The following is a 22,865-nucleotide window of genomic DNA, read 5'->3' on the forward strand; positions in this document are numbered from 1 at the left end:
AACACGCAGATAACGCTTTTGTAGTGGAGCGATTGCATCGCACCCCTATATGGATCAATGACTTACGCGTTTAACTGTCGAAGTCGGGTGACCTGGCGATAGTCTGGCAAACCATCCAGAACGATCTCCCTTCGCTCAAGGCGCAGGTTTTTGCATTGAGTTGAAACGCTACTGATTTGCTACTGTTTTGGTAGCTTGTTGCGCATATTCGACGGGGGCTGTAGCCCGATTTGACATAAAGCCCCAATCAAACCCGTTTTGGGTACAATAAACCCCATTATGGGTATAAAACAGCCTAAACCTCCTTCATCAGCCAGTATGGCCGATGCCTTGTTCCCCAAAGTGCGCCAGCGCGTGCTGGCCGTGTTGTTTGGCACACCAGACCGCAGCTTTTACGCCAACGAGGTGATTGCGCTGGCCCAGTCCGGCACCGGCGCCGTGCAGCGGGAGCTGGCTGGCTTGTCCGGGGCTGGTTTACTGATCGTCAGCAAACAGGGCAACCAGAAGCATTACCAAGCCAATGCCGATGCCCCCGTGTTTGCCGAATTGCGCGGACTGGTGCTCAAAACCGTGGGCCTGGCTGATGTACTGCGGGCGGCCTTGGTGCCGCTGGGCAGGGACATCAATTTAGCCTTTGTCTACGGCTCTGTGGCCAAACAGCAAGACACCGCGCAGAGCGACATTGACGTGATGATCGTCAGCCCCAGCCTGGGCTATGCAGACGTGTTTGGCGCGCTTGAGAACGCCACCACCACACTGGGCCGCAAGGTCAACCCCACGCTGTACACACCTGCCGACCTTGCCAAGCGCATCCAGCAAGACAACGCATTTGTCACCCGCGTACTGCAGCAACCCAAAATATGGCTGATAGGAACCGAGGATCAATTGAATGGCTAACCCGCTTGAGAACCTGTGCGGCCCCGGCAAGCCTTTGAAAGCTGAGGCCCCAGACGCAAATGAAATCGCCGGGCTGCTGCGCACTGGCATCGCCCGGCTCCACGATGCGCGCAACGCTGCTTTGGCGCTGGAAAGCCGGTTTGACTTGGCCTACAACGCCGCACATGCATTGAGCCTGGCCGCACTGCGCCGCATGGGTTACCGCTCTGGCAACCGCTACATCGTGTTTCAGGTGCTTCCACACACGCTAGGCTTGGGCCCCGAGGTGTGGCGCGTGCTGGACAAATGCCACAACACTCGAAACCTCGGCGAGTACGAGGGTTTGCTGGAGGTGGATGAGCGCTTGATCACAGACCTGATTGCGGCCACGCAAGCTTTGTCAGACGCGATGAGGCGGTAGTGCCCCTCCTCAGGCGCTATAGGTTGTATAGCTACTCGCGCATATTCCACGCGGGCTAGACGCCCATTTCTTTCAAATGTCACTGCCCGGCGTCGCTACAGATTTGGGTGCCCCATGCGAGCCTGGTCACGCAGACTCAAACCGGATGCTCAAGGGCTCTGTGTCGCTCTCGTTGTACACGGTCTCATAGCCCAGTTTCTTTTGCAGTTTGGCGTCTTCCCAAGGCTCCGTGCTGGCAACCCGGTAGTTGAAATACAGCGTGGGCGGCTGGTGTACCGAGCGCGCAATGATGCGCTCGACGGCTTCTTTGTCCGGGTGCTTGAAGATGTCACCGTTGGTGCTGATCAGGAAGTTGGGCGAATCAATCAGTGCCAGCAGTGCATCGTTGATGTTGGCCTTGCTGCCGTGGTGGGCGACCTTCACCGCATCCACCGCCAGGCAGTCCTGGCCGCGCTCGGCCAACAGGCGCTTGATCGACGCGGCCACCACGTCCGCGTGTGCGTCGCCAAGAAACAGGGCGCGCATGCCGGCGAACTCGGCCAGAAACGCAATGCTGGAGCCGTTGGCGGCCGAGTTGTCGGGATTGGCCTGTTTCTCCAGGGCTGCATCCAGGCTGGGTGTGGAGCCCAGCAGGGTTTTGTTGGGCAGGTATTTCTTCTGCTTGGCAAGCGCCTCCCAGGCGGCCTCCAGGTCGCCTGGGGCAAACGCCTTCACATCTTTCTGCCAGGCGTTTTTCATCTTGTCGAGCGTCTGCACCGTGGGGGACAGCAGGGTAATGACCAGGTCATCCGCTAGTCTGACGCGCGGCAGGGGGCCGCTGTCAGGCACCACGATGGGCTTGCCTTTGAATGCCTTGTTCCATTTGGCGTTGCCAACGCGGGCATTGATCAGCGCACTAAAAAACTCACCCTGGTTGCCGCCCAGCGTGGCGGTGTCCAGGTGTTTCCAGCCGTTGAACCAGACGTCTTTAGTGTCAAACTTCCAGTCTGCCTTCTTGTTGGCAAACAGCCGGACCAGCCCGTCCACGTGGTCCGTGTCCACATGGGTGAGCACCACCAGCTCAAAGCTGCGGTCGCCATCCACCAGCGTGTTCAGCTTCGCGTCCAGGAACGCATATTGACCAATGGGGCCACCGTCGATCAGCACGCGGCGCTTACGCGCGCTGGTGCCGTATTCGATCCAGAGGCTGTCGCCGTGGGCGGCGTGCAGCAGCTCGATTTGAAAGAAAGCTGTGCCCATGGTTAAAGCCTCCAGTCCGCATCGCCAAACGCAACGACACACAGTGCCATGGGCAGGCTCGCCAGCAGGGCCTGCCGCTTGGCGTCACGCAAAATCTCGCCAAACCGGTCTGCACCCTGCCCGGCCGGCGCCGCTTCGTCGGTTGTGCGCTGGAACATGCCGGCGGTGATGGAGGTGCCAACCCGCACCGCGTGCTCGCCAAACACGGTGGCAATGGTTGACACCACGATGGCTGCGCCAGCCTGGCGGAAGGCGCTGACGTGGGAAACAAATGCCTCGGCCGTTCCGGCCGTGTCGCAGCCCAGCAGGAGCACCAGCGGGGCCTCGCCCTGGGGCGGACGCACATGCCACTGAATCGCATCGGGCGCCCCAGTAGTGGACTCTTTGAAAACACGCATGCCTTCGGTGGCCATGGGGTCGCCACCCACCTCCAGCGTGGCCGACAGTCCAGCTTCGTCATTGTGCGGAAAGGCGATCAGCAACTGGGGTGAATGGGCCGCCACGTTGCTGGCCCAATCGGCCCAGGACCTGGCGGTGTAAACCCCGTCTGTCACCTGAGAATTGAGCTCTGCCAGCAGGGGTTCCACCGACTCTTTTTTGACCCGGTCGCTGTACCCCACCAGGGCTCCACGGCGGATGTTCAGGCGGTTGCGGGCACTGGTGGATTCACTGGTAACGACCAGGGCCGGATCGCTTGCGCCGACTTTTCTGGCATCGAACGCATGCCGCTCAATCACCATGCGCACGCCCCAGAAGCCCATGGGGCAGACGTGCCCAGCGGGATGCTGCTGGCCGGGGCAGTCTGGGTTGCAAGACCCACGCGCCAGGGCCGCGCGATGCTGCGGGCACACTTTGGCATCGGGCTCGGTGGCGGCCTCGTAGTCGTAAATGAATTCAACCGGAACCACTGCGTCAATGCGGGTTGCCACGATCTGGATGTGTGTGACACCACTGGGGCCCAGGTCGAGGCCGCCGGTGGAAGTGGGGGCCAGCTGGTCGAGCACCAGCTTGCGGCGCAGCGCACGGCCTGCCGTGGCAAGCTCGCGCAGCAGTTGCGGGTTCTCGCCCTGGTCCAGACCGTCAGCATAGTCGGTCGTGTTGTTGGCTACGGCCGTCAGCAGGGTGTTGATATGGGTCACCACTTTTTCGATGCCCGTCAGGTCAGTGGCCCAGGCGCGGCCCCCGGCCACGCCGGTGATGCGCGGCGTTTGTGTGTCGTCGTGGTTGCAAACCAAAGCCAGGTCGAAGCGGCGGCGCTGGTCCAGGCTGGTCCAGTCGTGGCGCACGCGCGCTTCATCGACCAGCTCAATCGGGTGTGCAGGCGAATCGGTGCCCCGTGCCTGCAGAACGGTCGCGCGCAGCAATGCAGTTTGCAGCACACGGCCCCGGTGCAACACCGAAACGCGTGCCTCGAACGAGCCCGCTACTCTGGGGGTGAAGGCAAACTCGGCTTCGGTGCTGGGGCCCGAGCGGGGCAGATCCATGTCGGCCAGCAGGGGTTGGTCGAGGTGGCGCGGTTCATGGAACATCACCGTGAGGTGGTGCTGCGACTCGTTGGGCGGCAGTTCATGGAACGGAAACTCTGTGTTGCTGCTTTGCCATTGCGGGTCGGTGTTGCTCCCGATGCGGATCTTCAGCACCACGGGTTCCGCCACGGCATAGGCGTCAAAGACCCGGGTCGGCGACGCGCCACTGCTCTGGCGGACAAAGCTTTGTTGCTGGACGAAGCGTGCCGCCGGCGTCTGGGCCACTGCGTCGGCGGCCGCATCACGCACGGCACCGGCCAGCTCTGTTAGCGCGCTGGCCTCGTGCGACTCGCCCGAATAGTCAAACTGCGGCGCCGCCTGTGCCATGGCCGCACCCATCTCATCCGGTGGAACGGCACCCGCGGATGCTCCATGAAAATCTTCTGCAGGCCTAAAGCTGGCCATGCGGGGGCGCCCACGCGTCAAGCGATCAATGGAGCGCGTGGAGAGCCGCAGGTTCTGGCCCCGCGGAATTTCGTCCAGCCGGACTTGCAGCAGCCGAAGCTGGTGGCTGACGCGGGCGGTCTGCAGCAGCGACACATTGCCCACCAGCAAAGCGTCGCGGCCGAACGCCGCTTGCAAGGCCACGTCAACCGGCAGGTCGTGCGTCAACTCAAAGGCAAATTGGTGCACGGCCTGTGCGAATCCGGCCGGGCTCAGCCCACCCGAGGCCACCACGACGCCACTGGCTGACAGGCGCGCCGCGAGCATTGCCATGGTGTGCGCCGCCTCTGGCGGTGCCTCGTCGCCCAGCCCGTTGACAAGCACCAGGCAGCACTTGGGTCGCACGGGAGATTGCTGCAGTGCAGCCCAGGCCAGGGCCAGCGGCTGCGAGAAGACGATGATCTGGTGGCGATCTTGCTGCCGGTCGGCAACGACGTGCCGAATCGGCCAGTCTGCCGCCATACCCGCGTTGTAGCCGAGCAGGCTCTGCGACGCAGCATCTGCGGGCAGGCTGGCAATGGAGATGGGCAACTTCCACGCGGTAGCGGGCGCCCAGGCGCGGGGACTCTCCAGCGTGACGCCCGACACCCCGGACAGTTGCCCCAGCAAACGGGCAAACTGCCAGCGCTCTACAAAGTCCACACCCTGGCTGAGTTTGACCACCAGGCTGACTGGGCCTTGCCTGGCAATACGGGCCCGCCAGCGGGCGATCAGCGCTTGCGGGTCGGCAAGCCGTGCAACGTCCTTGGGAGCGAGACGCCAGGCGAGCCGCACTTCACCCTCCCGGCGCAAGGGGTCGGCCGGGTACGGCCAGGTCCACGACCCCCCGCCACGCGTACCGGCAGCGGCCAGCGCCTGGGCGAATGCATCGTCATCGAGCCCCCGACCCCAGGCTTCGAGAAACAGGCGATCCATCTGCGCCTCAATTCAAAGGGAATTCAGGCCGGGGCAATGTGCTTGCGGGTGCAACGGCCAAGTTGGCGCGCGACGGTGCGCGCAGCGCCGCGTCGGCCAGCGCATAGCCCCAGTTGATCAGCCGCCCCTGCTGGTCGAGTTCGACGCATGCCAGGCGCGTTGGCATCGACTCGAGGGCCGCCGTGCTTGCACTGTCAACGGCAAGCTTGGCATCCACCGCATAGTCCCCTATGTCGGTGCCCACACCCCAGTAGGCGCCGCGCTCACGCTTGGCCTCGAAGTCTTCCATGAGATGGCGCTTGCGCAGGGCACGGGTCTGGTCGATCAGGATGTCACGCACGCGCGCCAACTGGCTGAAATAGTCCCCACGGGGGGACTCTTCATACGAAAACGGGGCACCCGCATCGCTGATGAGTTTGACCGATTCGTTGAGCGACTCCACGCCCATGTTGTCGTAGATTCCGCCATCGGCCAGAATAATGTCTCTGCGCAGCCGCTCCAGAACGCCGGGGTCGCCGTGCCATGCGGCGTCGCTCCAGGCGTTGGGATCGGTCTTGATGTTCACCGGCGAGAAGATCGGTGGAAATGCACTGGACGCGGTCACCGCGGTGGCCAGCGTGAAGTTGTCAGTTGCATTGATGCCGAGCCGGTAGTCCGCAATGAAGTCCTGGCGGAAACGGAAGTTCCGTCCGGTCTGCATGTTGGTGGCATAGAACACAAACAGCGGCGTGGCGTTGTGCTCCCTCGGGGGCAAGTCATGCATCTTCATCTGGCCGAAAAGCGCATCCTGGTAGTGGCGGCACAGGTAATCGCCCGCAGAGCGGAACGGCGTAATCCAACCCAGAATGCCGGCCTCGATGTCGGCGGTGTGTGAACAAAACTCCTGCAGGGGCCTGGCAAGCACACGCTCAAAATTGGTGGCCTTGCCATCCACAAATTGAAGCTCCCGCCATCGACTCGCCAGCACGCCAGCGAGGATGGAGCCGCCGGACACGCTCGTCACCCGGTCCAGGCGCCCCAGAAGCCCCGCATCATTGAGTCGCCAAAGGCTCCCCAACCCGAATAGCGTGGCGCGAAATCCACCACCAGAAAGCGCAATACCCAGCGTTGACCCGTCAATGAGTGCCATAGTATTTTCTCCCCATACCAGACCAATTGCCTCAGCCGCTAAACGCCAAACGCGTCTGGCGAGAAGGCGTTTCATAAACGCGCCTTTCGCCGGCAACCCGCGCGGCATGCACGTTGCCGAAACCACGCAAGAGATGCTAAGCGTGATCAAAGTGCCGCGCAACCCCCTGCTGGCGAACATCCTCCAGATCCGCCAGGCGCAACAGGTGGGTGTGCAACCGCAAACGCACGCGCCTTTGCTGGCCACGCTGGGCCAGCAGTTCCTGAATGACGAATTCCTGCGCGTTGTCGGCGTCGATCGGGGCGGCCAACGACGCCCCGATCGCGGGCAACCCATAATCGCGGCAACCACCCTGCCCACACCATGCCGCGCCGCAAGCACCACCACGTTTATGTGGTCGAACTCTCCCCAGACGTACTCTTTGAGCCGCGCTTTCGCAAGAGCAACCCGGACTACATCGAAGGCAAGCCCTGCGTCTATGTGGGCATGACCGGGCTGGACCCCGACGTGCGCTTTGACAAGCACAAGGCCGGCATCCAGGCCAACCGCTATGCGCAGCATGCGGCTGCTGCCCGATCTGTACGAGGCCTTCAACCCCATGCGTTATGAAGACGCCGTGGACAAGGAGATCGAAATCGGCATCGACCTGCGTTCGGCAGGGTTTGGCGTGTGGCAGGCGTGAGGCGACGCATGCCTGTAGGTCCGAATTGCATTTGCTTTGTTTTTTATAGCGCCTTGCGCATATTCCACGTGGGCTAGAGGCTTAAACGGCTATAAAAATACAGTCAGACCGCCTTCACTCAGCGAAGGGATGCGTACACCACTGCTGCTCACAGGGTACGCCGTCGTGGTTGCCGTCCATCTCCATTCCCGGGCAGTTTTTCAGGAAGGCTTTGGCCTCTTTGCATGACGTCATTTGCGAGCAGTGCTTGCGGCCATCGCATCGAAAGCCGGCAGGCGTTGCGAATGCGGACTCCGCCCGCGTGGCGGGTGCTGCGGGCGCAAAGGCACTCTGGGGTGCTGACGGGATCTTCATCGCGTAGTTGGCGTACTTGCTGTACCCATACCCGCCCAGCGCCGCCAGCATGGCCAAGATTATCAATTTGCTGCCAAACCCTGTCTTTCGCTGGTCGTGGCCGCTTCGACTGAGGCGGGGACTGCGCTTGGCGGTGTGGGCTCGCGCTTGCGGCACGGCACCCGCGCGCTGCACGCGCACGGCGCGTTTCCTGCCGTCTTGGTCTGGTTCCACCTCAAATGAAAGTCGCTCGCCCACGGTGGGCAACTGGCCGTCGCGCGCAAAGGCGGAGATGTGGGCAAACAGTTCTTGCCCGCCATCGTCGGCAACGATGAATCCAAAGCCGCGCTCAGTGTTCCATTTTTTCAGGCTTCCGTCATACCGCATGACGACGCCCCACCGAAAGGTTTGTGCAACAACGTGCTGCGGCTCTGAAGACCATAGGTTTGACTCCCGTTTCACCTGCCCGTGGGCAAAGTACTGTTTGAATTTGTTCACAAGATTCTAGATATACCGGTTGAAGGCAGCCGGTTGCCGACGCCCTCTTCCCCAAGGGGCGCCAGCGCGTGCTGGCGGTGTTGTTTGGCAACCTGTGCGGCCTTTGGTCACAACCTTGTCGCGACTAAAGCAATTCCAAGCCACGCACACAAAACGCTTGTGCTGTGTAGGATGGCACCCTCTGCACCGCGAAAGGTCCGTCATGTCCACCTACATGCTCCTGATCATCGAGCCGCCGGCTCAGCGCGCCACCCGCACCGAAGCGCAGGGGCGTGAGGTTTACGCCCGCATGCAAATTTTCGGCGAAGGCCTGCGCAAGCAGGGCAAACTGCTGGCGGTGGAGTCGCTGGCCTCGCAAGCCAGCGCGGTGCGGGTTAGTCTGTCGGACGGCCACAGCAGTGTGCTGGACGGACCCTTTTCCGAAGCCAAGGAAATGGTGGGCGGTTTTTTCCTGATCGATTGCGCCACGCAAAACGAGGCCGTGGCCATTGCCCAGCAATGCCCGGCGGCCGAATGGGCCACGGTCGAGGTGCGCTCACTCGCGCCCTGCTTCGACGACAGCCGGGATTGATCTGAACACCAGGGTTTGTACCTAGAGGGGTGCTGTCGAAAATGCCCAGGCTGTTTCGTCGTACCCATAGAAGCCTTTGAGTCGGCTTCACGCAAGGCTCGGCAAACCCGCCGCCGCCCAAGACAACCACTTTGGAGTGCCCCATGAAAACCCAGCATTTCGACATCCTGATCCACGCCCCACCCCAGCTGGTGTGGGCCACCATGCTGCAGTCACCCACCTATGAGCGCTGGACCACCGCCTTTGGCGAAGGTTCGCGTTTTGACGGTTCTTGGGATGAAGGCCAGAGGATCTGTTTCCTCAACCCCCAAGGCCAGGGCATTGTGGCCGAGATTGCAGCCCACCGGCCGGCCGAGTTCGTCTCGATTCACCACCTGGGCATGATCGACCAGGGCGTCGAAGACACCACCAGCGAGGCGGTGCGTGCCTGGGCGCCGTGCTTTGAAAATTACACCTTCACCAACGAGGCGGGCGGCACCCGCTTGCGCGTCGACTGCGACGACTGCGGCGCTGGCGAGGACTGGATGTTGCAGACCTGGCCCAAAGCCTTGCAGGCCCTGAAGTCCCTTTGTGAAACCCCCACCTGAGGAGATCGCCATGACCACCACCGTCCCCATGTGTGCCGTCGTGCATTTTGAAATGCCCTACAAGGACCGCGAGCGCGCGGCGCGCTTTTACACCGCCGCCTTCGGCTGGACCCACCAGATACTCGGCCCCGAGATGGGCGACTACCTGCTGGTCAGCACCGCGCCGCCGGGCGCACGCCCCTTGATGCCGCCAGACGCGGCGCTGGGCTCGATCAACGGCGGCCTGTTCCCCTTCAAGCCAGACTGGCCGATGCAACACCCGTCGGTGGTGATCGGCGTCGACGACATCCGCGCGGCCATGCAGCGCGTCACGGCGGCGGGCGGTGAGGTGATGGGTGAACCCATGGCGATTCCTGGCGTGGGCGAGTACGTGTCCTTTGTGGACACCGAAGGCAACCGCAACAGCATGATCCAGCCAGACATGGCGCCGCCGGCCTGCAAGACCTGAGCCACCAAGGAGAACCCCCATGCGATTCATGATCATCGTCAAGTCCTGCCCCGCCTTCGAGGCCGAGCTCTCACCAGCGGCGCCCGAGGAACTGATGGCCGAGATGGCCGCCTACCACGAGGAACTGATGCGCGCCGGCGTGCTGCTTGACGGCAGCGGCCTGCATCCCAGCCGCACCGGCTGGCGCGTGCACTATGGCCCCGAGGGCAAACGCATCGTGGACGGCCCGTTTGCAGAAGCCAAGGAACTCATCGCCGGATACACCCTGATCCAGGTGCGCAACCGCGAAGAAGCTCTGGAATGGAGCCGGCGTTTTCCCAACCCCGCCGGGTGGTACAAGGAGGCGGTGATTGAAGTGCGCCAGCTCACCGAGCTTGACGAGTTTCCTCCCAGCCCGGCGCTGGACAAGTTCAAAGAGATGGAAGCCCGCCAGAAAGCCTGATCCCCCGCGCAACCCATCCACCCACCAGGAGAACCCATCGTGTTCCGACAAATCTTCGTCAACTTGGCCGTCAAGGACATGGCCCGTTCGCAGGCCTTCTTCAAGGCCCTGGGCCTCACCTTCAACCAGCGTTTCACCAACGCCCAGGGTGCCTGCCTGGAAATCGGTGAAAACTTCTACGCCATGCTGCTGGTCGAACCCTTCTTTCAGGGCTTCACCAAAAAGCCCATGAGCGACGCACACAAGGCCACCGAAGTCATTCTGGCGCTGTCGGTTGACAGCCGTGCCGAGGCTGAAGAAGTGGTGCGCAAGGCCGTGGCCGCCGGTGCCGCCACGCCAAATGCGCCGCAGGACCACGGCTTCATGTACCAGCACGGCTTCGCCGACCTGGACGGCCACCAGTGGGAGGTGTTCTGGATGGACGAAGCGGCAGCGCCCGCGCAGATGTAAAAGCGGCGCGTGCATTCCGCCGTCCACGACACCATTGCCGCCGTTTGGCGCATCGAGTCAGCGCACATCGTCGCTGCCGTGGCGCGGCGTGTGCGCGACCTCGGCGTGGCCGAAGAACTGGCGCAGGACGCGCTGGTGGCCGCGCTGGAACACTGGCCCCAGGACGGCATGCCGAACAACCCTGGTGCCTGGCTTATGACCACAGCAATCAACCGCGCGCTGGATTGGCTGCGCCACCGCCAGATGGCCCACGCGCGGCATAGCGACATCGCCAGCGACCTCGAAGCGATGGAGGCCCATGTGGTGCCCGACTTCACCGACGCGCTGGACACGGCACGCGAGCACGCGGCCATCGGTGACGACCTGCTGCGCCTGATCTTCACCGCCTGCCACCCGGTGCTTACCCGTGACGCGCGGGTGGCGCTCACGCTCAAATTGCTCGGCGGCCTCAGCACGCACGAAATCGCACGCGCCTATCTGGTGCCCGAGAGCACCATCGCGCAGCGCATCGTGCGCGCTAAGCGCTCGCTGGCCGACGCGAACGCGCCTTTTGAGGTGCCGCGCGGCGAGCAATTGACCGCACGTCTGGGCTCGGTGCTCGAGGTGGTCTACCTGGTGTTCAACGAGGGTTACACCGCCACCAGCGGCTGCGACTGGATGCGCCCTGAACTCTGCTTTGAGGCCTTGCGCTTAGGCCGCATGTTGGCCGAACTGGTGCCGCAGCAGGCCGAGGCGCATGGCTTGGTCGCCTTGATGGAAATACAGGCTTCGCGCACGGCGGCACGCACCGACGCGCAAGGCAACCCGGTGCTGCTCAACCAGCAGAACCGCGCGCGCTGGGATCACCTGTTGATCGGCCGTGGCCTGGCCGCGCTGGGTCGCGCAGAAGGTCTGGGGCAATCACCGGGGAGTTACCAACTTCAAGCCACTATTGCCGCCTGCCATGCCCGCGCGCCGACAGCCGAAGACACCGACTGGGCGCGCATCGCCGCGCTCTACGCCAGGCTCTCGCGTGTGGCGCCCTCACCGGTGGTCGAGCTCAACCGCGCGGTGGCCGTGTCCATGCACGAAGGCCCAGTTGCAGCTCTTGCCATTGTCGAAACCTTGCTGCAAGACAAGACCTTTCAGCGCTATCACCTGCTGCATGCGGTGCACGGTGATCTGCTGCATAAACTGGGACAGCGGGATGAAGCATGGGCAGCGCTGCGCCGCGCTGCGGCGCTGACGGGGAACGAAAAAGAGCGTGCCTTGCTGGTGCAGCGGACACAGGAGCAGGACGGGTCAGCTTCTGCCGCTGTGCAGCGCGACTGGCTTACAAATCCTGTCCGGCGTGGTGATACTGCGCCTTCTGTTCGAAAGGGCCCCATGGTGACTGTGGAATTTGCGGCCAGCCTGCGCCGCCATGTCGAGTGTGCACCGCAAAACGTGGCGGCGGGCAGCCTGCGTGTCGTGCTTGAGGCGGCCCTGGCGGTGGCCCCCGAGTTGAGGCATTACGTGTTGGACGACCAGGACAACATCCGCAAGCATGTGGCCGTGTTTGTCAACAAGACCATGGTGCTGGACCGTCAGAACCTCACCCAAGCGCTGGCCAGCGGCGACAGGGTGTTGGTGATTCAGGCCTTGACTGGCGGCTAGCCTTTGATCAATCAAACAGCAAAAACCCAAGGAGATCGAATATGCAAACCTTACTCGTAGCCAGCCGAAAAGGCCTGTTTGTGGTGCGTGGCCAGGGCACGCTGTGGGAGATCACCGGCCACCACTTTGCAGGCGACCCGGTGTCGCAGGTGATGGTGGACCCACGCAACGGCCACTGGTATGCCGCGCTGCGCCTGGGGCACTTTGGCGTGAAGCTGCGCAAAAGCGCCGACCAGGGTGCCCACTGGGCAGAGGTGACTTCGCCCGCTTTCCCACCCAAGCCGCAGATGGGCCCGCTGGCCGCAGACCCCACACCGTGGAATGTGGAAATGATCTGGAGCCTGGCCGCGGGCAGCACAGATCAGCGAGACACGTTGTGGGCGGGTTGTATGCCCGCGGGCTTGTTCAAGTCAGACGACGCTGGCCAAAGCTGGGCGCTGAACACCGCGCTGTGGGAGAACCCCAAACGCCTGGACTGGCTTGGCGGGGGCAATGACTTTCCCGGCATGCACTCGGTGCTGGTGGACCCGCGCAATCCAGATCACATCACGGTGGCCGTGTCCTGCGGCGGTGTCTGGCAAACCACAGACGGCGGCCAGTCCTGGCTGCTGACGGCCGACGGCATGAAGGCCGACTACCTGCCCCCCGACATCGAACAAGACCCCAACGCCCAGGACCCGCACCGCATGGTGCAGTGTGCGGCGCAACCCGATGTGTTGTGGGTGCAGCACCACTGCGGGTTGTACCGCTCCACCAACGCCGGTCACTTCTGGGCGGGCATTCCCGCGCCCGCGCCATCGGGCTTTGGTTTTGCTGTGGCCTGTGACCCGCTGGACCCGCTGCGGGCCTGGTTTGTGCCGGCACAAGCCGACACGCACCGCTATGCGGTGGACGGCAAGATGGTGGTGAACCGCACCGATGACGGCGGCACCACCTTCAAAACCTTTAGCCGTGGGCTGCCGCAGGCCCATGCCTACCACCTGGTCTACCGCCACTGCCTGGAGCTGGCACCTGACCGCAACACCCTGGCCATGTCGTCCACCACCGGCGGCCTGTGGATCAGCCCCGATGCGGGCGAGCAGTGGCATTGCGTCTCACGCGACCTGCCGCCGGTGGCAGCGCTGGACTGGTCGCAGCAAGGCTGAAGCCAAGCACCATGTGACACCAGCAGCGCGTCTTGATTTTGCTATATTTTCACTAGCTGCTTGTCCATGTACTACCTGGGCTGGAGGCTAATTTGGTATATATTTTGTTCGCACAGCTCAACGTCAACGCCTCAACCCTGAATCCCCGGCACCGGCGCTGCACCCAGTGCCACCACGTCAGCCCCGCCACGTGCCGGGCGCCAAGCCATCCAGTGTGTAAGGCCCAATGGCAGCGCGAATCAGCCGCAGCGTTGGGTAGCCCACTGCGGCGGTCATGCGGCGAACCTGGCGGTTGCGCCCCTCCGATATCACCAGTTCCAGCCAACTGGTGGCAATGGATTGGCGAAAGCGCACGGGTGGTTCTCGCGCCCAGAGCGACTCGGGCTCAGGTATCAAGCGGGCGCGGGCTGGCCGGGTCGGGCCATCGTTCAATTGAACCCCCTGGCGCAGCGACACCAGTGCGGCTTCGTCGGGTACGCCTTCAACCTGCACCCAGTAGGTCTTTTCCATCTTGTAGCGCGGGTCGCTGATGCGGGCTTGCAGCTTGCCGTCATTGGTCAGCAATAGCAGGCCTTCGCTATCGGCGTCCAGCCTTCCGGCTACGTACACGCCAGGAATATCGATGAAGTCCTTGAGCCCGCGCCAGCGCCCCTCATGAGTGAACTGACTCAAGACACCATAAGGTTTGTTGAAGCAAATCAAACGGGAATCCGGCGTAATGGTCATGGCAGGCCGCATGGCAGCGGGAATATTAGGGTTCGGATGGCTTGAATTTGCTACAAATTAGGTAGCTGTTAGAGCAAGCTGCACGGGGGATGCAGGCCAATTTAGCATGCAAACTCCAGTGCCGCACACACGGCAGCCACTTGCGCGGCGATGCATTGCTCTAGCGTGGCGCGGGGGCTGTCGGGGTAGACCTCGGTGGTGGTGGTGTAGCGCGCGCCGGTGATGCCCGCGCACAGGCCCAGCGCCTGCATTTGGTATTCGATCACACCATGCGCCACCAGCGGCGAGCCGATGATGCCACCTTGGTCGTGCGCCGGTGCGATGTGCGTCACCCGCTCTACCGCCCAGATGATGGCGCGCTGAAACGCCGGCTGGGGGTTGGCCACGTCGTCCACCAGGTAGAAGCCGTCCGGGATGGTGCCGGGCTCAAAGGGTATTCCATCGCGCGCGGCCACGGCTGGGCGGTATTCGGATTCGTCTGTGTCGGTGGTTTCGTGCAGGTCGACGTGGGCGACGAACTGCCCAAGCAAAGGCGCCACCAAGCGCATCAAGGCGGCAGACTCCTGCGCCGGGCTGGCCTCAAAAAACGAGCGATTCGGATCGATGGCATCAAAGTTCCAACGCTGGATGCGCTCATACGCCCAGGGGCTGACGCACGGTGCCACCAGCAGATTGGCCCGGCCCGCGTAGGCTTGCGCATGCGCGTCCACAAAGCGCAGCGCGCCGTGCACGCCACTGCTCTCGTAGCCATGGACGCCGCCGGTGACCAGTGCGGTGGGCAACTCTGGCTGCCAATGGTGACTGCGCATCGCCATCAAGGGATAGCGCTCATGGCCGTAGGCCACCTCGCCATAGGCCGACACCTCAAAACGCCCACGCAGGCGCTCGACAACGCCCAGCACATCGTCTGCGTAACTGCGCTGGCGCACCTGGCGCGCCCGCCACCGGGCCAGTTCTGCCGGCCCCCATGGCTGGCCGGGGGCACCGATGGGGTAGAAATGTGGGTTGCTCATGGGGGTGTTGCCAGCTTTGGGGCTGTTTGGGTTAGGCCGCAGGATGATGTCGTTGCGCTATTTTGCCCGCCTGGCCGAAGCATTTGACGCCACGGTGTGATCCAATCCGCTCTACTTGAACGCCTGAGAACCTCAAATCCATGAAACACAGTGGCATGACCGCGCAAACACTGGCAGCAGTGCAGTGAGTCAAATTCTCCCGATTCGTTACATCAACCCGGTATTTCGCCCACCCAGCGAAGCCGAGTCGCTGATTCTGCCGCTCACCAACGGCTGCTCCTGGAACAAGTGCACCTACTGCGAGATGTACACAGCGCCGCAAAAGAAGTTTGCCCTGCGCGACGAGGATGAAACCCTGGCGGCGCTGCGTGGCTGCGGTGAACAGTTCGCAGACCAGGTGCAGCGGGTGTTTCTGGGTGATGGTGATGCGCTGGCGCTGTCCACCCGGCGGCTGATGACGGTGCTGGCCGCCATCAAAGCGCATTTGCCCCGCGTGCGGCGCATTTCCAGCTATTGCCTGCCGCGCAACCTGCGCCAAAAAACGGTGTCAGAGCTGCAAGAACTGCGCGAGGCCGGTTTGTCGCTGGCCTATGTGGGCGCTGAATCGGGCGACGACGAGGTGTTGCTGCGGGTCAACAAGGGTGAAACGTTTGAATCCACCCGCGACGCACTGGACAAGCTGGGTGCGGCGGGCATCACCCGCTCAGTGATGTTGCTCAATGGGTTGGGCGGTGCGGTGCTGTCGCAGCAGCACGCTGCCAACTCGGCCCGCTTGATCAATCAGACGCAACCGGAATTCCTGGCCACGCTGGTGGTGAGCTTCCCGCAGGGCGAGGCACGATTTCGCCAGGGTTTTTCGCAATGGGAGCCACTTGACCAGCCCGCGCTGTTTGCCGAGATGGCAGATTTTTTGCGGGCCTTGGAGCTCAAGCGCACGGTGTTTCGCAGCGACCATGCCTCCAACTGGCTGGTGCTAAAAGGCACACTGGGGGCGGACAAGGAACGTCTGCTGGCCCAGGTGACCACTGCAATGCAGCACCCGGAATCGGCCAAGCTGCGCCCAAGCTGGCAGCGTGGGCTTTGACCGGCGCTGCAGTCACCCCTGAGCGTTTCAGGCTAAAGGCAAAAATGGCTATGAAACGCCAGTCAAACTGCCTTCACTCAGCGAAGGGATGCGTGCACCACTGCTGCTCGCAGGGCACGCCGTCGTGGTTGCCGTCCATCTCCATTCCCGGGCAGTTTTTCAGGAAGGCCTTGGCCTCTTTGCACGAGGTCATTTGCGAGCAGTGCTTGCGGCCATCGCATTGAAACCTGGCAGGCGTTGAAAGTGCGGGTTCGGTCCGCGTGGCGGGTGCTGCGGGCGAAAATGCGCTCTGGGGTGCTGATGGCATCTTCATCGCGTAGTTGGCGTACTTGCTGTACCCATACCAGCCCAGCGCCGCCAGGATGGCCAGGACAATCAATTTGCTGCCAAACCCTGTCTTTCGTTGGTCGTGGCCGCTTCGGCTGAGACGAAGACTGCGCTTGGCGGTGTGGGCTCGCGCTGCTGGCACGACGCCCGCGCGCTGCACGCGCACGGCGCGTTTCTTTCCGTCTCGGTCTGGTTCCACCTCAAATGAAAGTCGCTCACCCACGGTGGGCAACTGGCCGTCGCGCGGAAAGGCGGAGATGTGGGCAAACAGTTCTTGCCCGCCGTCGTCAGCCACAATAAATCCAAAGCCGCGCTCAGCATTCCATTTTTTCAGGCTTCCGTCATAGCGCATGGTGACGTCCCGCCGAAAGGTTTGTGCAACAGCGCACTGCGGCTCTGACGGCCATAGGTTTCACTCCCGTTTCACTTGCCCGTGGGCAAAGTGCTTTGTTGATCTATTGGCTGGATTCTAGAGAGCGAGGTTCAGGGCAACCAGAAGCTCCATTTTTTATAGCTACATGCACTTATTCCACGTGGGCTAGAGGCGGAAGACGTCAAAACAGATACCTTGAATTCACCCTGTTTCATTGGGCCACTGCAGAATCACTTGCCGACCACCACTGCAACCCATGCGCCCCATTTTTTGAGGCCCTTTCCCGGCGCCGCGCACGCATCGACAAGATTGCGCTGAACCACCACGTCAGCGGCGTGCGGGTGTTTGGGTCGGCGCAACTTGCGATTTCTCAAACTGCCTGGAGCGTGTTGTCTTAGGCTGAACGGTTCAGGCAGACCAAGGAGAGGCAGCATGGCCGACATTCCATCACCCATGAATCCAGTGGGCTGGTTTGAGATTTACGTCACCGACATGGCGCGCGCCAGAAAGTTCTACGAGGCGGTTTTCGGGCACCCTATCGAAAGCCTGCCGCCCATGCCCAGCGACCCCGACATGCAGATGTGCATGTTTCCCATGAGCGCGACCGCCACAGGGACGTCCGGCGCTCTGGTCAAGCATTCAAAAATGAAGCCCGGCGTGGGCGGCACGCTCGTTTACTTCAGCTGCCAGGACTGCGCCCTTGAGGCGGCGCGCGTGGCGGCGGCTGGCGGCACGCGGACCTTGCCGAAAATGAGCATTGGCGAATACGGCTTTATCGCCATGGCGCAAGATACTGAGGGCAATCTGATCGGGCTGCATTCGCAAGCGTGACGTGTGCTGGCATTCGGCACAGGCTGGTTACTGGCGATTCCAATGCGCTTTGTGTGATGCAGGCGCCGTAGATTTTTGCGTTTGATCGCACAATGGGGCCTCCCTCGTTTGTCACATCTACATCACCAGCCGTGTCCATTCCTCACAATCCCCTGACCCACCGACACCTGACTCGCCGCTCTGCCCTGCTGGGCGGCATCGGCCTGCTGCTGCTGCCCGCCCCACACCTGGCAGCAGCCCCTCAGCCCCCGGATATCTGGCCGCAGGCCTCACCGGTGCCCGGTGGCATCGCCCGACTGTCGCTGGGCCCCGCAACGGCGCGACCCCTCGCCTACGCGGGCGATGTGCCTTTGCTGGTGCTGGGGGAGGTGATCGAGTGGACGGCACTGGTCGGCATTGCGCTGGCCGCTGCGCCCGGCGAGGCGAGCATCATGGTGCAGGACGCTCAGGGCGGCAGCGCGCGCCAGATCCACTACACCGTGGCACCCAAGCAGTACCAGGAGCAGCGCCTGAAGGTGTCGCCGCGCACGGTCGATTTGGCGCCGCAGGACCAGGCACGCTACGAGCGCGAGCGCGTGCACCTGGCGACGGTGATGGCCACCTTCAGCGACCCTTTGACGTTGGCATCCATCTTGCGCATGCAGGTACCAACGCCGGGGCGGCGCTCCAGCTCGTTCGGACTGCGACGCGTGTTCAACGGGCAGGCGCGCAGCCCGCACAGTGGCATGGACATCGCCGCCAGCACCGGCACACCGGTCGTGGCGCCGTTGCCGGGGCGGGTGATCGATACGGGCGACTATTTCTTCAATGGCAACACGGTGTGGCTGGACCACGGCGGCGGGCTGTTGAGCATGATGTGCCACCTGAGCGAAATCGACGTCCAGCCCGGCGACTTGCTCAAGACCGGCGAGCGCCTGGGCGCCGTGGGCGCCACCGGCCGCGTGACCGGGCCGCACCTGCATTGGGGTGTGCTGCTGAACCGCGCCATGGTGGACCCCGCGCTGTTTCTTCTGGCCTGATGCGGGCGCAACAAGCCTGGTGTTGGCAGTCAATGAACTTGAAAGTCTGACATTTGCTCTATTTTTAATAGCTACTTGCGCTTAATCCACATGGGCTAGAGGCTCATTTGGCACTAAATTCACGGAGGGCATCAGACTTGTCTGTATCCTTTCCCTAAACGTACAACTCAGGCTGAAGCTTGCCGCCCAATCGACAAGGTTTGCCATCAAAACCATGCTGAGTCCACTCAAAAACCTACTGACCCAATTCTTCATGCTCGATGAAGCCCGCTCGACCTTTGATGAGGCGCATAGTCTGCAATTGGCAACGGCAGTGCTGCTGGTCGAGGTGATGCGCGCTGACGCCAACGTCACCGCTGCGGAACGCGCCGCAACGGTCACGGCGCTGCGCAAAAAGTTTGCTCTGCAAGACGACGAACTGGCTCGACTCCTGGCTGAAGCGAAAAACACCGCCAAAAGTGCCAACGACTACTTTAGCTTTACCAGCGCAATGAACGACGAGTTCACGCAGGCCCAAAAAATTCAGGTCGTCGAAGATATGTGGCAAGTCGCCTATGCCGATGGCCAGCTGGACGCCAATGAAAACCACCTGATCAGCAAAATTGCCGGTTTGCTTCACGTCACCCACGGCGACTACATTGTGGCCAAGCTGCACGCCAAGCAAGCAGCACAACAGAGCAAGATTGCGCGTGCTTGAGCAAATGCAAAATCATGGAAAATCCACATAGATCAGCGTTAATTGAAAAAGAATGTCCATGAACGAAACCACTCCATTTCCCCCACTGCCCGATCACCTGTCGATTGACCAGCGCAGTCCTTTTCACGTCGCTGCCGTGTTCGAACATGACGTTGGTATTCGATTGAATGACAAGGAGCGTCTGGATGTCGCGGAATACTGCATCAGCGAAGGCTGGGTCAAGGTGCCCGCAGGCAAGACGCTCGATCGCAAGGGCAATCCGCTGTTGATCAAGTTGAAGGGCAAAGTCGAAGCGTTTTATCTGTAAGCGACTTCCATTCGCCAATGGCGCACTGGTGTGCCGATGGCGCGAGTACCCGGCACCGGGTGCGCTGCACTACGTGGTTGATGCTTGCGGCGTGTTGCTTCAGGAAGCCTATTTCGTCTTCGATCCAATGCTTTCGGTGAACATGTAGAGCACTGCAGCCCGCATTTCGGAATCACTGATGTCTGCCATGCCGCCGCGCGCTGGCATGGCACCGCGTCCATGAATTCCTGACGCGATGACGGTATTCAGACCTTTGCTGACTCGGCCGACCCAGGCATTCTGATCACCAATCTTCGGCGCTCCATCTTGCCCAGTCAGGTGACATTCACCACATTTTGCTTTGACCAATTGCTCACCCGTACGCTGCGCCCCGGGAGCCGCCGCACTGGGGGGTTCGATCCAGTTGCCGCCCGACTGATTGACCATGTACGTGATCGCGCGCTCCAGATCCGCGGAACTCAAGCCAGCATTCCCCCCGTGTGAAGGCATGTTGCGGATACCCTCCAGCGCGTGTTGCGTCGCGTTGGTGAGACCCTGTGCCTTTCGCGTGGCCCATGCGTTCTGGTCACCAATGACCGGAGCACCGTTCTTGCCATCCCTGTGACAATTGGCACAGACTTCATTGACGATACTTTCTCCACTGCGTTCAGCGCCGTGCGCGGCCGTCAGGCCGAGCGCGAACGGGATGGCCATGGCAAGCAACGCGCCACGAACCAACGGCTTCATGCGGATCCGCATCGATGAAAGAGAACGCTGGGTTAAATTCTTGGACATGTTACGGACTCCTGCTGTACAGAAACCAGGGACCACGAGCGAGCGCCGTGCATGATGGGACGGGGAGCGTCAAGCACGCAGGCACAGTCTATGCCGCGCCGCCCACGCCACGTATTGACCATTGTCAAACTAGCAAGTCTTACCGTCTTCAAGTCGCCGCGTCTTGGGTCATGAGGGCTGCCAATGACGTCGGCGAGTTTCGGTTAACCTCCACCAGTCACATGCAAAGGAACTCACCATGAAAAAACTCAACGTCACCATCAAATTGTCCATGTCCGTCCCCGATGACTGGGAGCTGGTCGAAACGTCTGAAGGCGGACACGTGTTGAAGCTCCCCAACAACCAGTTTCTGGACCTGGCCATCGAGCCGCTGTTCGCCAGCAACCCCGAGGAAACCTGGAGCAGCACGGAGGACAACGATACCTTGAATGACATCCTGGACTTGGTGGAGAGCGAAGAAGTGGTGTACGAGTTCGTCACCCACTGACCTTTGCAGTGACCGCACTCGCGCTCAATTTTGTCAACGCCAATGTGTACAGCGTGCACCTGCCCGACGGGTCACACGTGGGCAATCTCAAGCGCATTGGCAGCACCTGGAAATTCAAGGCCGTTGGCTATGACGCCGCGGGCAACGTGCTGCCCGGCGGTGGGCCGCTCACCGACCGGCACAACACCCCGTGCTCAGCCCCTGACGCCGCTGAACTCAGCGCGAAGCTAGGCTTGGTGGCGCAGTCACTTCAGGCGCGGCGAGCACCTGAAGGGTGATTAATAACCCCGACCGCGCCGATCATTGTTGATCGCCCGTTCCACGTCTTGGCGCAACTTCGTCAGTTGATTTTGCAGTTGGCGGCGTTCTTGTTGGGTCACAACGCCGTCACGCTTGAAGCGGACTTCCAGGCGTGCAACGTCGCGCTCGCGGCTGTGCAAACGGCGCGCTTCGCGCTGGCTGATGCGACCAGCGCGGACGCCTTCGTCGATGCGCTGGCTGATATTGACCTGCCGGTTGTCGATGCCCGGGGTGCTGCCGGGTTGGGTAACAACAGCGCGGTTGGCGATTAGGCGTTCAACCTCGGCGCTCAAGGCATTCACATCCGAGCGCAACTGCTGACGCTCCTGCTCTGTGGCCCGGCCATCCGATTTGAAGCGGCTTTCGCGCACATCAATGTCGCGGTCCCGGCGATAGAGCTCACGCGCCTCGGACGGCGTGATGTGGCCGGATGCCAAGCCTTGTTGGATGCGGGCACTGATGGCTTGCTGTGCCTGGTCAATGCGCGGCGTGTTGGTGCCTTGCGCCATGGCCACGGACGGCGCCAAGCCGGCCAACAGGGCTGAAGCCAATAAGGAAGTGGTGAAGAGTTTGGATTTCATAAGGATTCCCAGCTTTGTAGATGAACTCAGAGAGTTCATTGTTGCCCTGCATCGGTTAACGCCATGTAGGACAAACCGAGATTTTCTCGGTATTGACGTCGCGACTCCAGGGGCGGCCGCACTCAACATGGCGCTCATCCCCGTTAGCGCCGACCTTCGTAACGACCGTCGCGTCGACCGTCATAGCGGTGGTCGCCCCGGCCATCGCGCTGGTGAACCACCTGTGACACGGGCGCATAGCTCCGGTCGTAATAACCTGCACCGTAGCCAGAACGAGGTGACTGCACGTGTTGTCGACCATGGCGCTGATTCCAGCCATTGGGGCGACCGTAGTAAACCGGCAGCGGCTGCACATAGATCGGCGCCGGCCTGACATACACAGGCCTGGGCTGATAGTAAATCGGCTCTGGCTCAAAGTAGACCGGCTGCGCGTACCCATACACCGGACCTGCATTGCCGACACTCAAGGACACGCCAGGCGCACCCACGCCCACTGACCAGTACACGTTGTCTCGGGCTTTGGCAGAACCGGTAAAGGTCAGGGCGGCAATAGCCAGTGTTGCCGTGGCGCCGGCCAGAAAGACGGAACGGTTTGCCATGGTGGCTGTCTTCATAAGTTTCTCCTTAGCAGGGCACGAATCGCCCATCTGGTTATTTAACGCAGTTCCCGTGTAACCGTCTACAGCATGCCCGTGAAGAACGTTGCCAAACGTAACCCGCTTTCGATGGCACTCATGGGCTCTCTCTCAGGCCGCAGCCACCGGGCAGTCGCTGCAGCCCTTGGCAGCCGGTCATGGGGCGGGGGGACCATGACATGCCGATCTTTGCGAAGTGCTTGAACACGAATTGACCCAAGCCAGTGCGCGCCAAGACCGTGCGGTAGCGGTCAATCGTACGAAGTCCTGACGCAAGGTAAACGCGCGGCGAACCCATCTTGAACGTTGATCGATAACGCGGCAGTCTTGGAGTTTTCCAAGGAGACTGAAAGTCATGACGAGCAAGAAA

Annotated in this window: 27 protein-coding genes and 2 pseudogenes; 18 read left to right on the forward strand and 11 right to left on the reverse strand. The window is 61.9% G+C overall.

Annotated elements, in window-relative coordinates; genetic code table 11:
- Window positions 1-318: 318 nt before the first annotated feature.
- Together GZ093_RS16160 and GZ093_RS16165 are read left to right on the forward strand one after the other, a co-directional pair.
- Window positions 319-897, forward strand: a complete 579-nt coding sequence (locus GZ093_RS16160; RefSeq protein ID WP_296487799.1) for a nucleotidyltransferase domain-containing protein — start codon at window positions 319-321, stop codon at window positions 895-897.
- The gene (locus GZ093_RS16165) at window positions 890-1,297 is read left to right on the forward strand and encodes a hypothetical protein (RefSeq protein WP_296487802.1); all 408 of its coding nucleotides are present in this window, start codon (window positions 890-892) and stop codon (window positions 1,295-1,297) included. Before GZ093_RS16160 ends, GZ093_RS16165 begins: the two co-directional genes overlap by 8 nt.
- Before the next feature lie 126 nt (window positions 1,298-1,423).
- On the opposite strand, the gene GZ093_RS16170 is transcribed toward GZ093_RS16165, so the two are convergent.
- The 4 genes from GZ093_RS16170 to GZ093_RS16185 form a co-directional block, all read right to left on the reverse strand.
- The gene (locus GZ093_RS16170; RefSeq protein WP_296487803.1) at window positions 1,424-2,536 is read right to left on the reverse strand and encodes a hypothetical protein; all 1,113 of its coding nucleotides are present in this window, start codon (window positions 2,534-2,536) and stop codon (window positions 1,424-1,426) included.
- 2 nt (window positions 2,537-2,538) lie between these two features.
- Window positions 2,539-5,421, reverse strand: coding sequence for a hypothetical protein (locus GZ093_RS16175; protein WP_296487806.1), 2,883 nt, complete (start codon window positions 5,419-5,421; stop codon window positions 2,539-2,541).
- A 7-nt stretch (window positions 5,422-5,428) separates the two neighbouring features.
- Window positions 5,429-6,550 (reverse strand): patatin-like phospholipase family protein, encoded by a 1,122-nt coding sequence (locus tag GZ093_RS16180; RefSeq protein WP_296487808.1) that lies wholly within the window; start codon window positions 6,548-6,550, stop codon window positions 5,429-5,431.
- A 136-nt stretch (window positions 6,551-6,686) separates the two neighbouring features.
- Entirely contained in the window at window positions 6,687-6,860 is a 174-nt protein-coding gene (locus GZ093_RS16185; RefSeq protein WP_296487810.1) for a hypothetical protein, read from the reverse strand.
- A 53-nt stretch (window positions 6,861-6,913) separates the two neighbouring features.
- On the opposite strand from GZ093_RS16185, the pseudogene GZ093_RS16190 reads away from it, so the two are divergent.
- Window positions 6,914-7,232: pseudogene (locus GZ093_RS16190) on the forward strand (hypothetical protein).
- Between the two features lie 114 nt (window positions 7,233-7,346).
- On the opposite strand, the gene GZ093_RS16195 reads toward GZ093_RS16190, so the two are convergent.
- Window positions 7,347-7,952, reverse strand: a complete 606-nt coding sequence (locus tag GZ093_RS16195) for a cold shock domain-containing protein (RefSeq protein ID WP_296487812.1) — start codon at window positions 7,950-7,952, stop codon at window positions 7,347-7,349.
- Between the two features lie 313 nt (window positions 7,953-8,265).
- Between GZ093_RS16195 and GZ093_RS16200 the strand changes: the two genes are divergently transcribed.
- From GZ093_RS16200 to GZ093_RS16235, 8 genes and pseudogenes are all read left to right on the forward strand, one after another.
- A complete protein-coding gene (locus GZ093_RS16200) occupies window positions 8,266-8,634 on the forward strand; it encodes a YciI family protein (protein WP_296487815.1) in 369 nt (122 codons plus the stop codon).
- A gap of 143 nt (window positions 8,635-8,777) precedes the next feature.
- Window positions 8,778-9,221 carry an SRPBCC domain-containing protein gene (locus GZ093_RS16205; RefSeq protein WP_296487817.1) on the forward strand — a complete coding sequence of 148 codons (444 nt, stop codon included), beginning with the start codon at window positions 8,778-8,780 and terminating at the stop codon, window positions 9,219-9,221.
- A 10-nt stretch (window positions 9,222-9,231) separates the two neighbouring features.
- Complete coding sequence (locus GZ093_RS16210) at window positions 9,232-9,669, forward strand: VOC family protein (RefSeq protein WP_296487820.1); 438 nt, start codon at window positions 9,232-9,234, stop codon at window positions 9,667-9,669.
- A 19-nt stretch (window positions 9,670-9,688) separates the two neighbouring features.
- The gene (locus GZ093_RS16215; RefSeq protein ID WP_296487823.1) at window positions 9,689-10,111 is read left to right on the forward strand and encodes a YciI family protein; all 423 of its coding nucleotides are present in this window, start codon (window positions 9,689-9,691) and stop codon (window positions 10,109-10,111) included.
- A 39-nt stretch (window positions 10,112-10,150) separates the two neighbouring features.
- Window positions 10,151-10,561 (forward strand): VOC family protein, encoded by a 411-nt coding sequence (locus GZ093_RS16220; protein WP_296487825.1) that lies wholly within the window; start codon window positions 10,151-10,153, stop codon window positions 10,559-10,561.
- Window positions 10,562-10,570: 9 nt separating this feature from the next.
- A pseudogene (locus GZ093_RS16225) lies at window positions 10,571-11,824 on the forward strand (RNA polymerase sigma factor); the annotation flags it as partial.
- A 102-nt stretch (window positions 11,825-11,926) separates the two neighbouring features.
- On the forward strand, window positions 11,927-12,196 hold the full coding sequence (locus GZ093_RS16230) for a MoaD/ThiS family protein (protein WP_296487862.1): 270 nt from the start codon (window positions 11,927-11,929) through the stop codon (window positions 12,194-12,196).
- Window positions 12,197-12,237: 41 nt separating this feature from the next.
- Window positions 12,238-13,341, forward strand: a complete 1,104-nt coding sequence (locus GZ093_RS16235; RefSeq protein WP_296487828.1) for an exo-alpha-sialidase — start codon at window positions 12,238-12,240, stop codon at window positions 13,339-13,341.
- A gap of 177 nt (window positions 13,342-13,518) precedes the next feature.
- Here GZ093_RS16235 and GZ093_RS16240 read toward each other — a convergent pair whose 3' ends face one another.
- Entirely contained in the window at window positions 13,519-14,079 is a 561-nt protein-coding gene (locus tag GZ093_RS16240; protein WP_296487831.1) for an rRNA large subunit pseudouridine synthase E, read from the reverse strand.
- 89 nt (window positions 14,080-14,168) lie between these two features.
- Complete coding sequence (locus GZ093_RS16245) at window positions 14,169-15,080, reverse strand: M14 family metallocarboxypeptidase (protein WP_296487834.1); 912 nt, start codon at window positions 15,078-15,080, stop codon at window positions 14,169-14,171.
- Between the two features lie 184 nt (window positions 15,081-15,264).
- Between GZ093_RS16245 and GZ093_RS16250 the strand changes: the two genes are divergently transcribed.
- The gene (locus GZ093_RS16250) at window positions 15,265-16,164 is read left to right on the forward strand and encodes a radical SAM protein (protein ID WP_296487837.1); all 900 of its coding nucleotides are present in this window, start codon (window positions 15,265-15,267) and stop codon (window positions 16,162-16,164) included.
- Between the two features lie 73 nt (window positions 16,165-16,237).
- Here GZ093_RS16250 and GZ093_RS16255 read toward each other — a convergent pair whose 3' ends face one another.
- Window positions 16,238-16,843, reverse strand: coding sequence for a cold shock domain-containing protein (locus tag GZ093_RS16255; RefSeq protein WP_296487839.1), 606 nt, complete (start codon window positions 16,841-16,843; stop codon window positions 16,238-16,240).
- A 453-nt stretch (window positions 16,844-17,296) separates the two neighbouring features.
- Between GZ093_RS16255 and GZ093_RS16260 the strand changes: the two genes are divergently transcribed.
- From GZ093_RS16260 to GZ093_RS16275, 4 genes are all read left to right on the forward strand, one after another.
- A complete protein-coding gene (locus tag GZ093_RS16260) occupies window positions 17,297-17,695 on the forward strand; it encodes a VOC family protein (protein ID WP_296487842.1) in 399 nt (132 codons plus the stop codon).
- A 131-nt stretch (window positions 17,696-17,826) separates the two neighbouring features.
- Entirely contained in the window at window positions 17,827-18,714 is an 888-nt protein-coding gene (locus tag GZ093_RS16265) for a M23 family metallopeptidase (RefSeq protein ID WP_296487844.1), read from the forward strand.
- A gap of 214 nt (window positions 18,715-18,928) precedes the next feature.
- Window positions 18,929-19,411, forward strand: a complete 483-nt coding sequence (locus GZ093_RS16270; protein ID WP_296487846.1) for a TerB family tellurite resistance protein — start codon at window positions 18,929-18,931, stop codon at window positions 19,409-19,411.
- A gap of 58 nt (window positions 19,412-19,469) precedes the next feature.
- Window positions 19,470-19,718, forward strand: coding sequence for a DUF3297 family protein (locus GZ093_RS16275; RefSeq protein WP_296487849.1), 249 nt, complete (start codon window positions 19,470-19,472; stop codon window positions 19,716-19,718).
- 108 nt (window positions 19,719-19,826) lie between these two features.
- Here GZ093_RS16275 and GZ093_RS16280 read toward each other — a convergent pair whose 3' ends face one another.
- Window positions 19,827-20,492 (reverse strand): c-type cytochrome, encoded by a 666-nt coding sequence (locus tag GZ093_RS16280; RefSeq protein WP_296487851.1) that lies wholly within the window; start codon window positions 20,490-20,492, stop codon window positions 19,827-19,829.
- Window positions 20,493-20,730: 238 nt separating this feature from the next.
- Between GZ093_RS16280 and GZ093_RS16285 the strand changes: the two genes are divergently transcribed.
- Both GZ093_RS16285 and GZ093_RS16290 read left to right on the forward strand, forming a co-directional pair.
- On the forward strand, window positions 20,731-20,979 hold the full coding sequence (locus tag GZ093_RS16285; RefSeq protein WP_296487853.1) for a hypothetical protein: 249 nt from the start codon (window positions 20,731-20,733) through the stop codon (window positions 20,977-20,979).
- A gap of 8 nt (window positions 20,980-20,987) precedes the next feature.
- On the forward strand, window positions 20,988-21,257 hold the full coding sequence (locus GZ093_RS16290) for a hypothetical protein (RefSeq protein ID WP_363260953.1): 270 nt from the start codon (window positions 20,988-20,990) through the stop codon (window positions 21,255-21,257).
- Here the strand turns inward: GZ093_RS16290 and GZ093_RS16295 are convergent, their stop codons facing one another.
- Both GZ093_RS16295 and GZ093_RS16300 read right to left on the reverse strand, forming a co-directional pair.
- A complete protein-coding gene (locus GZ093_RS16295) occupies window positions 21,258-21,860 on the reverse strand; it encodes a hypothetical protein (RefSeq protein WP_296487856.1) in 603 nt (200 codons plus the stop codon).
- Window positions 21,861-22,003: 143 nt separating this feature from the next.
- Window positions 22,004-22,474 (reverse strand): hypothetical protein, encoded by a 471-nt coding sequence (locus tag GZ093_RS16300; protein ID WP_296487858.1) that lies wholly within the window; start codon window positions 22,472-22,474, stop codon window positions 22,004-22,006.
- Window positions 22,475-22,865: the final 391 nt, after the last annotated feature.

It is taken from the genome of Rhodoferax sp. (genome assembly GCF_010365055.1).
GTDB lineage: Bacteria > Pseudomonadota > Gammaproteobacteria > Burkholderiales > Burkholderiaceae_C > Rhodoferax.